The 12,935-nt window shown below is 37.3% G+C and carries 11 protein-coding genes; 7 read left to right on the forward strand and 4 right to left on the reverse strand.

Annotation, left to right across the window (positions count from 1 at the left end; all coding sequences use genetic code 11):
* Window positions 1-6: 6 nt before the first annotated feature.
* Window positions 7-2,097 (reverse strand): zinc piracy TonB-dependent receptor ZnuD, encoded by a 2,091-nt coding sequence (znuD, locus tag HMPREF0023_RS13715; RefSeq protein WP_008942367.1) that lies wholly within the window; start codon window positions 2,095-2,097, stop codon window positions 7-9.
* Window positions 2,098-2,232: 135 nt separating this feature from the next.
* Between znuD and HMPREF0023_RS13720 the strand changes: the two genes are divergently transcribed.
* From HMPREF0023_RS13720 to HMPREF0023_RS13735, 4 genes are all read left to right on the forward strand, one after another.
* A complete protein-coding gene (locus HMPREF0023_RS13720; protein ID WP_008942368.1) occupies window positions 2,233-2,997 on the forward strand; it encodes a DUF4184 family protein in 765 nt (254 codons plus the stop codon).
* Window positions 2,998-3,134: 137 nt separating this feature from the next.
* Complete coding sequence (gene aspS, locus HMPREF0023_RS13725) at window positions 3,135-4,913, forward strand: aspartate--tRNA ligase (RefSeq protein WP_008942369.1); 1,779 nt, start codon at window positions 3,135-3,137, stop codon at window positions 4,911-4,913.
* Window positions 4,914-5,019: 106 nt separating this feature from the next.
* Complete coding sequence (locus tag HMPREF0023_RS13730; RefSeq protein ID WP_004640773.1) at window positions 5,020-5,241, forward strand: hypothetical protein; 222 nt, start codon at window positions 5,020-5,022, stop codon at window positions 5,239-5,241.
* 5 nt (window positions 5,242-5,246) lie between these two features.
* Window positions 5,247-6,119 (forward strand): lysophospholipid acyltransferase family protein, encoded by an 873-nt coding sequence (locus HMPREF0023_RS13735; RefSeq protein WP_008942370.1) that lies wholly within the window; start codon window positions 5,247-5,249, stop codon window positions 6,117-6,119.
* A 19-nt stretch (window positions 6,120-6,138) separates the two neighbouring features.
* Here the strand turns inward: HMPREF0023_RS13735 and HMPREF0023_RS13740 are convergent, their stop codons facing one another.
* Window positions 6,139-6,951, reverse strand: a complete 813-nt coding sequence (locus tag HMPREF0023_RS13740; RefSeq protein WP_008942371.1) for a glycosyltransferase family 25 protein — start codon at window positions 6,949-6,951, stop codon at window positions 6,139-6,141.
* Window positions 6,952-7,170: 219 nt separating this feature from the next.
* On the opposite strand from HMPREF0023_RS13740, the gene HMPREF0023_RS13745 reads away from it, so the two are divergent.
* From HMPREF0023_RS13745 to HMPREF0023_RS13760, 3 genes are all read left to right on the forward strand, one after another.
* Window positions 7,171-8,133 carry a hypothetical protein gene (locus HMPREF0023_RS13745; protein WP_004683144.1) on the forward strand — a complete coding sequence of 321 codons (963 nt, stop codon included), beginning with the start codon at window positions 7,171-7,173 and terminating at the stop codon, window positions 8,131-8,133.
* Between the two features lie 186 nt (window positions 8,134-8,319).
* On the forward strand, window positions 8,320-9,207 hold the full coding sequence (locus tag HMPREF0023_RS13755; protein WP_005089159.1) for an LPS biosynthesis protein: 888 nt from the start codon (window positions 8,320-8,322) through the stop codon (window positions 9,205-9,207).
* Window positions 9,208-9,265: 58 nt separating this feature from the next.
* Complete coding sequence (locus tag HMPREF0023_RS13760; protein ID WP_008942373.1) at window positions 9,266-11,167, forward strand: acyltransferase family protein; 1,902 nt, start codon at window positions 9,266-9,268, stop codon at window positions 11,165-11,167.
* A gap of 36 nt (window positions 11,168-11,203) precedes the next feature.
* Here HMPREF0023_RS13760 and HMPREF0023_RS13765 read toward each other — a convergent pair whose 3' ends face one another.
* Both HMPREF0023_RS13765 and HMPREF0023_RS13770 read right to left on the reverse strand, forming a co-directional pair.
* On the reverse strand, window positions 11,204-12,115 hold the full coding sequence (locus HMPREF0023_RS13765) for a capsular polysaccharide synthesis protein (RefSeq protein ID WP_005083348.1): 912 nt from the start codon (window positions 12,113-12,115) through the stop codon (window positions 11,204-11,206).
* Between the two features lie 61 nt (window positions 12,116-12,176).
* The gene (locus HMPREF0023_RS13770) at window positions 12,177-12,935 is read right to left on the reverse strand and encodes a glycosyltransferase family 25 protein (protein WP_005083352.1); all 759 of its coding nucleotides are present in this window, start codon (window positions 12,933-12,935) and stop codon (window positions 12,177-12,179) included.

Below are 12,935 nucleotides of genomic sequence, written 5' to 3' on the forward strand. Positions count from 1 at the left end.
GAAAAATTAGAAACTAAAATTCACACCCACTGTAAAGTTACGCCCCACTTGTGGAACTGTTGATAAGAAAGACGCATGTTGATACACCTTTTCATCCAATAGGTTATTGGCATTTAGGAATACACGATAATCACCTGCACTACTGTATTGACCAGAATAAGCTACACCGAGATTAACCATATTGTAGCTTTGCGTATCGGTTTCATATGCAGCAATCTTATCCTGTTGGAATACATGATAATACTCTGCAGAACCGCTAAATCCGTCGCCAAAGTTAGCCTTGACTTTAGTACCTAAACGACCGGCGGGTACACGAGGCGCGTTCTCATTGTCGATTTTGCCACGAACGTAATCACCAAATACGCTCACTTTATAGATTGGTGAAACTTGATAACCAGCCTCAGCTTCAGCACCATAGAAACGAGCTTTATCTTGGGTGTACTCAACCAAGCGGAAGTCTTCATAACGATCTAATGTCTGTGCAAAGATATAATCATCAAACCAGTTATGATAAACGTGAACATGGTAATCAAATATATTGTCGTCATAATGGAAACCTAGTTCTACATTATTTGACTTCTCTTTCTTCAACTGATCATTACCTAACTCATAGGTATTGGTCGCAAAATGTTTGCCATTTGCATATAGCTCTTGTGCCAGTGGCAAACGTTGTTGATGAGAGGTAACAAAAGAGAGTTTATAATTCGGTGCAAACTCCCAATTTGCCGCACCTGAAACAGAAAAGGCTGAACCGTCAAAATCTTGCTTGCTTGAATCATCAATATCAATCTTTTGTTTATCCGCACGTGCTGCAAGTTCAACATGGACATCATTGAATTGTGCATGTTCTAAAGCAAATACACTCCATTTCTTCGTGGTATTTGGTGCCAAGAAAGCTTCTTGACCAGTTAAAGTCAACTTCTGTTGGCTGTACTGAGTTCCAATTACCCCTTCCCATGCCCCAAGTGGATTATGAACCAGCTCAAAACGTCCGTCATAACCCTTATTTTTGAATCGAGTCGTGATGGTATCCTCTTCGATTTCATCATGACGATAATCAGTGTAGCTTGCTTGAGCACGCATCTTTTTAAAGCCTGCGAACGGATCATCTAATTCTGTACGGAAATCATAACGTTCAGATTTTAGATCAATCCATGGTCCACCATGTGCATGCTCATGATCATGATCGTGGTCATCATGTCCATGGTCGTCATCATGATCATCATGTCCGTGGTCATGACCATGGTCTCCACAATGTAAATGTGGTCGACCAACTAAATGTGCATCACAACTTTCATATTCATGACTGTGTCCAGGTAAACCGTACTTATCTTGACGGTTACTATATGAAATTCCTGTAAAACCACGATCATAAATCCAAGATAATCCTACATTTACCGTTTGTCCTTCAGCAAAAGTATTATCTACACGACGCTCTTTTTCACCCTCATGGAAATAGTTCGGTGCAATATAATCATTAGCTTCTCGCTTTAAACCTTCAACACGTAATGCAAATTGATCTCCCAATCCTACAGTTACGCCCGCACTTGCTAATTTTTCGTCACTGCCTGTGTTGTAACGTAGCCCTACATTACCTTCATAGCCTTTTTCTGGCATTTTTGTTGGGAGTTTACTGTCATTTACATTGACCAAACCGCCCACAGTACCCGCACCAAATAATAAGGTAGAGGGTCCACGAATTACTTCTACTTGTGTTGCAAGCGCAGGATCAACGGTCACAGCATGGTCAGGCGACAATGTAGAAACATCGATATTTTCTGAAGAGTTTTGAAGCACCTTAACACGTGCACCATCTTGCCCACGGATTACAGGTCGGCTAGAACCCGCACCAAATTGATTGGAATAAATGCCAACTTCACTGGCAAGTGCATCCCCAATCGTAACGGCACCTTCAGTCAAGGTTTTTTGATCAACCACTGTATCTGCAACCGCAAAATCTTGTGAAGTTTGCTCAAGTGGATGTGCTTTGATTCTTATCGTTTCTAGCGTTTGGACTTTTTGATTTTCTGCTGCAAGTGCCGATACAGATACAGCAGCAAGTATAGATAAGGTTAAAATATTTTTTGAAAATGACATACCGTGTCTCGGATCAGCTCAAATATTGATTGTTATACTATAACATTTCATTTATTTTGCAATAAAAAACATAGCTGAAAAAAACATTTGCTACACTGTGACTCCATGATTTTATAAAACTTGTTTTATAACAATATGCCATTTACCTTGTCTCACGCTGTTCTTGCACCTCCCTTATCCAAACTCAGCAAAGGTCATTTACCAATCGCAGCCTTGGCGATCGGCTGTATGACACCAGATTTATATCGGTTGTTTACACCCGAAAGCATTGCTCTTACCCATCAATGGGCAGGGGTTTTATTTCCAAATCTACCCATTGGCCTATTCTTTTGTTTACTTTGGTATTTACTTTATCGTCCCGTCCTCTATCGACTATTTGTAATTCGAGATGATTTAAATATTCATTCATTTGACAGTTTTATTGCTTTTAGCTTGATGAGTTGCTTTGCGATTATCATTGGAACAGCAACACATTTGATTTGGGATGGACTAACGCATCTCGACTTTCGCACCTTTGCATTTAAAACTGTACTTGCTCAGCACATCTCGTTGTTCGGCTTTACTTATCCATTGCATTTTATCTTACAAATTGGTTCATCTATTGTCGCCCTCCCTTTTATTTTTTGGATGTGTTGGCATTACTATCAAAGTCACAAGCAAAACAGCTTGGTTCCACAAAAAATTAAAACTTTCGCAGTTGTCAGTTTAATTATTTCAGTCCTTGGCGGGCTATTATCCATTTGGGATTATAGCCGTCATATTGCGTCTGAAATCTGGTTGAGTGAACCTTATTTTTTCATTGGAAAATCGATCAATGAATTTACACAGACTGGTCTCATCTTGTTTACGGTTGCATGTCTCCTGTTATTATTTTTAGATCGTAAAGCTTATAAGGCTTAGTTTTCTCTCAAAGCATCTGTTTACATATTTTAAGACTTGAGACAAGACGCTCAACAAGGCATAATCTCCCCTTCATTGGTGCTGCGCTGTTTACGCATTCACCTTCTAGCCAATATAGTTTGGATATATAATTCAATATGATGCGCACTCATTACTGTGGCTCTCTTACTGAAGCCCAAATCGATCAAACAGTTACTCTATGTGGATGGGTCCACCGTCGCCGTGACCATGGTGGTGTAATTTTCCTTGATATGCGTGATCGTGATGGTCTCGTACAAGTGGTTATCGACCCAGATACCCCAGAAGCATTTGAAACTGCTGATAAAGCGCGTTCTGAATTCGTTTTAAAAATTACAGGTCGTGTTCGCCGTCGTTATGCTGGTACTGAAAATGCCAACATGGTCAGTGGTCAAATCGAGGTTTTAGGTAAAGAAATCGAAGTACTTGCTGCTTCTGAAACTCCTCCATTCCCATTGAATGATGAAAACACCAATATTTCTGAAGAAATTCGTTTGAAATATCGTTTCTTGGACATTCGTCGTCCAGAAATGCTAGAACGTTTACGCTTCCGTTCTAAAGTAACCAATTTGATCCGTAACTATTTTGAAGATCATGGTTTCTTAGACGTTGAAACACCAATTTTGACGCGTGCAACTCCTGAAGGCGCACGTGACTATTTGGTTCCAAGCCGTGTTTCAAATGGTAGCTTCTATGCACTTCCACAATCACCACAGTTGTTCAAACAATTGTTGATGGTTGGCGGTATTGATCGTTATTACCAAATCGCTAAATGTTTCCGTGACGAAGATTTACGTGCGGATCGCCAGCCTGAATTTACCCAAATCGACGTTGAAACATCGTTCATGAGTGACGATGACATCATGGATTTAATGGAAGGCTTAACAGTTAAAATGTTCGATGAATTATTGAATGTAAAATTCGATAAATTTGAACGTATGACCTATGCGGACGCAATGCGTGACTATGCATCTGACAAACCGGATATGCGTATTCCATTGAAATTGGTTGACGTTGCAGACTTAATGCAAGACGTTGAGTTCAAAGTATTCGCTGGCCCTGCGAAAGATCCTAAAGGTCGTATTGTTGCGTTACGCGTTCCAGGTGCTGGTTCACTACCACGTAGTGCGATTGACGAATACACCAAATTCGTCGGTATCTACGGTGCAAAAGGCTTGGCTTATATTAAAGTTAACGAGCTTGAAAAAGGCATCGAAGGTCTACAATCACCAATCGTTAAGTTTATCGAGCCAATCGTACTTGATCTATTAAAACGTGTTGGTGCTGAGAACGGCGACATCGTATTCTTTGGCGCGGATAAAGCCAAAGTCGTAAACGATGCAATGGGCGCACTTCGTGTCAAAATCGGTCATGACCTCAATCTTGCAACAAAAGAATGGGCACCACTTTGGGTTGTTGACTTCCCAATGTTTGAAGAAACTGATGATGGCAAATGGACGTCTGTGCATCACCCATTCACACTGCCTAAATCAAGTGTTGAAGAAGTGAAGAACAATCCAGGTGAAGCACTTTCTGTTGCATATGACATGGTATTGAACGGTACTGAAATCGGTGGTGGTTCACTTCGTATCTATACTTTAGAAATGCAAAAAGCGATTTTTGAAGCTTTAGGTATTGGCGAAGATGAGGCTGAAGAGAAATTTAGCTTCCTACTCAATGCATTGCGTTACGGTGCACCTCCTCACGGTGGTTTAGCATTTGGTCTTGATCGCTTGATCATGTTGATGACAGGTGCATCTTCTATTCGTGATGTAATTGCATTCCCAAAAACCAAGACAGCAGAATGTCCATTGACGCAAGCACCAGCACCAGTTGAAGCAAACCAATTGCGTGACTTAGGTATTCGTTTACGCGAACAAGCAAAGAAAGAAGCTTAATGATTTAAGTGAGATAAAGGCGCTGTTTACAGCGCCTTTGTTGTAAATTGAGATTGATTCTCTTTAATGGCATAATAAGCCAGTTTTCTATTGAAGGTATCTGCCCATGGCTATGCGTCCAGATGTTCGTCGACATACCATTGTTATTATTGTGTTTTCACTCGCGCAATGGTTCCTTATGCGTTACATCTTGTCGAATGAACTCTTCAATATGACCACTTATCAACGCATCTTATATTTTTGTGTCAGTAGCTTAGCCGGCGCCTTACTGATCTTTGCAGCACTGATTTATATGGTGCTCAAAGGAAATGCGGATAAGCAAGATTAATTCACATGTCCTTTTATCGTACCTTGCTTCGAGTTTTACCTTTACCATTTTTACGTAGTATTGCAAAAGTGGCGGCATACTTTATCAATCAAAATCCAAACAAAAGTATGTTATGGAAAACTCGAATCAATTTAGCTCTCGCCTATCCAGAGCTAACGATCGATCAAAAAGAAAAAATGGCTCGGGAAAGCGTCACCAAGCAATGTCTCAGCTATATTGAATCTGGAAAATGCTGGGCAATGCCTCCTGAGTGGAGTATCCAGCAAATTCATACTGTGCATAATTTAGAAGTCTTAACCGATGCACTCACCGATCCTAAAGGTGCTTTAATCATTACACCACATCTTGGAACTTGGGAAATGATGAATGCTTGGGTACACCAATACGGTATCCCCACCATCATGTACAAACCGATGAAAGATAGTGGCTTTAATGCTTTTGCTTTACATGCTCGACAGCGACTCAATGCAACGTTGGTTCCAACAGATGCCAATGGGGTAAAAGCCTTGTTTAAAAACCTAAAACAAGGCGGATTTAGTGTGATTCTGCCCGATCATGTACCCCAACCTTCAGGTGGTGTTGTGGTTCCTTTTTTTGGAATTCCCTGCCTCACGAGTACACTTGCGAGTAAAATGGCACAAAAAACTCAATGCCGTTTAGTGGGCTTAAGCTGTTTTCGTCGCGAAGATGATGAAGGTTTTGAAGTCTACTGTGATGATCTTAATGATCCTCAACTCTATGATCGAGATATTGAGGCTGCAACGACTGCACTGAATAAAGCAGTTGAACAGATGATCAACCGCTTTCCTACAGAATATATGTGGGGATATAAAAGGTTTAGGGGCGAGAATGCTTCAGATGAATTATATAAAAAATAATCTTATCTTTTCAAAGTGATTATTTAAACTTAACTTTTGTGAGCCTTTTTCCTTTCAACACTAAAACAAACTCTTTCAACAATTTAATTATTTGCGCCGAGAGTCTCAGTCTCTCTCGTTGTATTTTTTGAACAAAGTTAAGCTTAGGCTTAATTTGATATTCGTACTCTCCTTTGCGAATGTTCCTATCTTTTTCTAAAAAACTTGGGAAGTTAACATGCTGTCCCAAAAGATGATCTTGAATACAAAGTGCTGGTAGCATTTGGAAAATCTGATTAGGGAACTTTGTCATATAGTCTTTAAAAACAATATGATCAACTGGAATCAACTGTTCATAAGTTGCTAATAAATTGAGTAAATCACGAGCTGCTTGCTGCGATAGAATATAGCCACCACACCCCATATGTACGGTCTTTAATAAAGATAATTTACGCTTTGAAGGCAAACTTCTAAAAGAAGAGTCTACCCCCACTTTAGGATAAAAAGCTTCCAACTTAATAATTGAGCAGCCCTCAGGAATCCAATCACTTTTAGTTAAGAAAATAGTAGCTTCTTCTCCTAAATGAATATCGTCTTCAAAAATTGCGATATGACTCAAATTTTCATCGATTGCCTTTTGCCATAATGCAGCATGACTTAATAGACAAGCCACTTCACTTTTAGCAAGATCTGTTTTTGTTATATCAAGTCCTAAAACATTTGCAATCTGCTCCATCGTGGCAGGCGTGACAGCATCAAAGAAACAAAAATCTATCGCCTGTTTCTGAAAAATCGATAAAATATGATCGCGACGCTGATCCGCATAAGTAAGGCTGATCACATAATTCTTCATAGTATAATCTTCACTAGCAACAACGTGCCACAATGCATTAAGATATTAAAATCTAAGTATTATTCATATTCTATCTTGTAAATACAACAACAAAGTAAAACACATTTGTACCAATATCGAAATCCTGCGTTGATTTGTTCACAATACACATCAATGCTAGTCATGTTGAAAAGATAGACTTACAATGTTAGTTTTTAATTTATCATGCAGTTCTTTTAGATGTTATCTTCTACTTACTGCATTGATTTTATAAATAATGAAGTGATTGCAGATATGAACAATGAAGTAATTAAAGTATTTGTGGGTTGTGATCCCAACAACTGTGATTTAGAACAAATGATGGTTTTAGATTACAGCATTCGAAAACACACCCAACACCCTGTTGAAATTGTTTGGATGCAATTAAGCCATGACCCTAAAAGTCCATGGTACAGTAATCAAGAAACTCGAGAAGGTTGGCATACAGAAAAATGGGCAACTCCATTCTCAGGTTTCCGTTGGGCAATCCCTGAGTCATGCAACTTTCAAGGTCGTGCCATCTATATGGATGCGGATGTCGTTGTTTTATGTGATATTGCTGAGCTATGGTCACATCCACTGAGTAATGATGCGATCGTGATCGCAAAGGGTGGAAAGAGTACTGCTCGTTTATGCACCTGTGTATGGGACTGTGAAAAAGCAAAACAACATTTGCCTACATTAAAAGAACTACAAGCAGATCCTGAGGGACATAAAAAACTGATGCAGCTCATCAAAGAAAAGCCTGAACTTGTTCAACCTTATCAAGATTCATACAACAATATTGATGGTGAAGGTCTTCCAATTGAGCAAATTAAAATTTTGCATTACTCTGATATGGGTACACAGTTTAGTCATAAATATGCCTTACCGCGCCTTGAAGCATCTGGGCAAAAGCATTGGTTTGATGGGAAAATCATGCCGCACCCACGTGAAGACCTTGTCGCATTATTTGATCAATACTACCAAGAAGCTCTTGAAAATGGGTATCGCCCTGAAAACTATACGATCACTCCTTTCGGTAATTTTTCAAAAGCAACACAGGTCAACTATCATGGCAACAAAGTAACCCGTCCAGATGCAGAGGCGAACTGGTTTAATCGCTCAGTTCAATCGCTTAAGTCTGTATTTAAAGGAAAAAAGAAATTTTCTTTAGATGATTAATGCTTTCGCAGCTACAATAACACTACTTCTTTTAAACAATATACGATGGAGAGGTAGTGTTAAAATATTCAATACAGATTCACTCTCCCACAATCGCGCTAATAATAAAAAATATCATATAATTAAGAGATTAATTTTAGTCTATCCTCCATCCTATGGTGGTAAACTTATACCTGAGTAAACTCGATGCAACAGATTTTCAATCGTATTACACAAAATATTTTCAAGTTCCTTTATAAGTCTTTCCATTCCAAAGCATATAAACATAATCGCCGCTATTGGCCATACTACAAGACTGTTCGCAATAGCGAAGGTGACTTAGAGCAATTATTTTTTAATAAAAAATTAATTGCCGATCATACAAAACCATTTAAAAGTCAAAAAAATACCTGTGTATTGGTTGCAACTGGGCCTTCTGTCAAAGATATAGATCAACGTTTTCTGACCAATCCTGACTATGACTATATTGGTGTGAATGGTGCTATTTCACTAGATCACATTCACTTTAAATATTACGTAATTATTGATTTTAATTTTACGACTAAGCGTTTCGATCTAATATTAAAAGTTCTGGACAGTGATTGTATATTTTTCACAACGCCTCGATGTTTAGACATCATTTTAAAAAGAATTGACCCAAGTCAAATTAAGTGCGAAATCAAAATCATCGAGACTATTTTCCAAGATAAAACTGTTGAACCATTCATGGGTAAAAAGCACAAACTAGATTTAGAAAAACCTTATTTTCACTTATATGGCGAATTTGGCTTTTCAACGAATATATTCAATGCAGTATTTGATTATTTAACTGTACCATATGTGGCATTACAAGTCGCATATGCAATTGGTTTTAAAGAAATTTATATCGCTGGATTAGATATGAATAATTTTTCTCAGCCACGTTTTTATGAGAGTATAGAAAACAAACAGCCGACAATGTTAGATCAATACCTACATTTAATTTTTCCCGCTTTTGATGCTGCGGCTGAATTCTTTATAGAGCACCAAGTTCAGGTTTATAATCTTTCCCCCACAAGTGCCATAGAATCTTTTAAAAAAATCAATACAATCTAATTATCCAGTCATTATGAAATAAATCATACAATTACTCTTTTTTTAGAAAACTTATTGCATGAGCATCAATACTTTTAGGAATGATATTAATGGATTAAGAGCTTATGCTGTAATTTTAGTTGTACTTTTCCATTTCCAAATATTTGGGTTTTCGGCTGGTTATCTTGGCGTTGATATTTTTTTCGTCATTTCAGGTTATCTGATGACAAAAATTATCATTGAAAAACTGTATAAGCAGCAGCTTTCTTTTACAGATTTTTATCTCGCTCGAATTGTACGAATATTTCCAGCACTTTTATTCCTTATTGTATTTCTTACCATACTGGGTTGGTTTATTTTTATTCCAGAAGACTTTAAGAATTTTGCTAAAGATGCACGATACAGTCTGACTTTTCTATCAAACGATCTTTATTATCGCCAAGCTGGTGATTATTTTGCTGCCGATACACATGATAAAGCTCTACTTCACACTTGGTCTCTTTCGGTTGAATGGCAGTTTTATCTTTTATTTCCACTCTTGCTCTTTATTTATGCAAAATTTGATAAAAAATTAAAATATATTGGTATTTTTTTAAGTCTTATACTTATTGCTTCCCTATCATTTTCAACATTAATGACAGCTAAAGATACCATGTATGGGTTCTTTAAGCTGACAACGCGTACGTGGGAACTAGTTGCTGGAGGTTTGGTATATTACTACTTTAATAATAAACAACTCACTGCCCCACTACAAAAACTCAGTGAAGGTTTGGGTTTTACCTTTATTCTTCTTAGTCTAGTTTTATACAATCAGAATACACCTTGGCCAAGCTTTTTAGCCTTATTACCAGTGATGGGTACAATGCTCATCTTAATTGCTAATCGTCAAAATTCAATTTTCACTCAAGCAAAATTCATCCAAAACATTGGTAGTGCATCGTATTCTATTTATTTATGGCACTGGCCTGTATTTTTCTTATTGAATTATTTTTTTATTAAATTAAATTTTATTAGCTTAAGTCTCTCCCTCGGACTCTCTTTACTCTTGGGGTGGTTAAGTTATAAATACATCGAAGGTAGTCGAAAATCCCTACAAAAGCTCAAAAAAGGGCATATATATTTATTGTTTATTTCCACCCTACTCTTACTTTATCCAATCTATAAACATATAGAAGAAAATGGTCTTGCAAGTCGAGAAAAATCTAACACTCCCTCTAATCTAGACAAAATGCAAATGCCAAGTGTTGAAAATGGGTGGTGTTTTTATAATATTAAAGATAACCATAATCTCAAAGTAGGCTCACAAGGATTTGAATGCTCAATTGCTTCAGAACAGAAAAATGCAAAATCGGCACTGTTATTTGGAGATTCATTTGCAGGTCACAATAGCCCGTTTTGGGATCAGATTGGAAAGAAGCTGAACTTAAATATACAAGCCATTACGACAAACTGGTGTTATCCAAGTCTTAATAAAGAGTTTACAGGGAACAAACAATCTACAGCGTATCAACAGTGCTTATTAAATCGTGAGTATTTATCTAAACATATAGATCAATACGATGTGTTGATATTCGCAGGCCGTTGGTCTGACATCGTACAGCAAAACCAGCAAAATGGTTTTTCTGAATTACTTAAGGTCGCTGAAAAACATCATAAAAAGGTCATCGTAATGTCTGAACCTTATGCTTTTAATAAAAACATCAGCCTACTTTTTAAAAGAGCCATGTGGTTGCATCGAGATCTGAACTTACAAAGTTATATGAATAACCCGAAAGCCACTGAACAAAAACGAGCAACAAAAATCATTAACGAGATCGTAAGCAAACACCCAAATACAATATTACTCACCCAACAAGAACTATTTAGATCAGATCAAATGGCTACAGATACAATCCCATATTCTCTGGATGGTAGACATATCTCGATCATAGGCTTGCTTCTGCCGAATACTTCGAGCAACAAGCAAAATACGAGACCTTAAAACAATTTATTTGGGAGTAGCCCTTATAAAACTAAATTAAATATCAATTAAAGACCCTTCAAAATACATCCCTTTATTATAGAACTGGCATAAATAGTTACGCTCTTTCCCTGCCAGTTTTATCAATTTAGGATGTTCATCGGCTGGATAATTAATCGCCATGTTAATTAATATTTTTTCTTTAACCCATCTGTTTTTGACTTGGTAATAGAATGCATTTTCATCACAATCAATCAAGCTAATACTCGGAAAATTTTTTCTCATAATCTTTTGGCAAGCAACATATGCCACCAAATATTCTAAATTACTGATCTGTTGAAAAATGTCCTTTGTATTTGATTCAGTTGCCTTAATATTCTGAATATACTTTTTAGGTGTTTGTTGAATTGCTAAATATAATTCTTCATACCATTGTTTAAAGAAAATATTATGACCCACGCTTGCTAATAACCAATTTTCTAACACAGGGAAATTCAAATTAGTAGTATTTTTACGACGGTAATAAGCAAAATTCGCGGTCTTTTTTTCAACCATAAGCTCCGAAATCCAGTCGAGACGGTCATATAGGATGATACTTGCATCCAGCCAAATCCCTCCATGATGGTACATTAGATCAAATCTAAGTAAATCAGCTTTTTGCTGGGCCGTTGCATCTTTAAGTTGGCTAAAATCAATATGACTATATTGATTAACATTCTCTGGATTAAGTACAAAAACCTCATATTCAGGATTCTTCTCACGCATCCGATCAATGCATTTCTCAACAAACTCAGGAATATCGTTTTCCCAATACATCCATAACTTTTTTGGTAAAACTATAGTTTCCTCTGTTTGATTAAATGTGAGTAACCCAGCATAGTTATCAATTTTTTTGTTTTTATGCCTAATTTTATACGAATACATCAAATGAAATTTCACTAGATAAAACAATTTATTAAAGATTTTCATTTAAATACTCAGCTATAAAATGAATACATTAAAGGACTTTTTACTCGCATAATTACAGCGTTTAAGAGAGTAAATTCCTAATCGCATAAAAACGGTCACGCCACATTCTTTTCTGCTTCTTAAAACCATGTGAAGCACTTCTATTTTCCAGTGCTTTACGTTGAATACCCTGTGTTGCCACAGTGCCTAAAATATCACTATCAATCCCAGCAGGCTGAACAAAAGGCTGCCACACCCCCAATCCTTTGCCATTTTTACTTAACCAGCTTTGAAAAAAGATATCGACTGGCACTTGCATGGTTTTACCAAGCTCAACAAATGCCTCAGCACCTGCTCTTGACCATACTAATCCTACACCACGGATGGGAAAGTAATAGGCATGCCAGATTGTATAACCATCAATCTGAACGATGTCTTTTGCCAATTTCTTCTTTTTTGCAGCAAGATTCACCACATACCATTCGAGTTCTTTATGCTGATCAAGATAGCTGATTAATGAATTAAGCTTTTGTTTAAAGTTTGGTAATACTTGAATATCATCTTCAAGGACAACAAGATAATCCGCATCCGTTTCTAAAAATTTTTTAGCACAACCATAATGGCTGAGATAGCACCCCAACTCAGAACTAATTAAACTACGACCTAATATTTTTTGGGCTGCTGCATCATCATAATTTTCAAATTCGGATAATGCTTTACCACGCCCATCATAAGCAGGGAAACGAGAAAATGCCCAACCCGCTTGTTGCAACTGAGCTGTCGCATTTGCTAAACGCTGATCACTACCCTCTAGATTTATGAGATAAGTAACAACTTTCAT

This window comes from Acinetobacter sp. ATCC 27244, assembly GCF_000156555.1.
Taxonomy (GTDB): Bacteria; Pseudomonadota; Gammaproteobacteria; order Pseudomonadales; family Moraxellaceae; genus Acinetobacter; species Acinetobacter haemolyticus.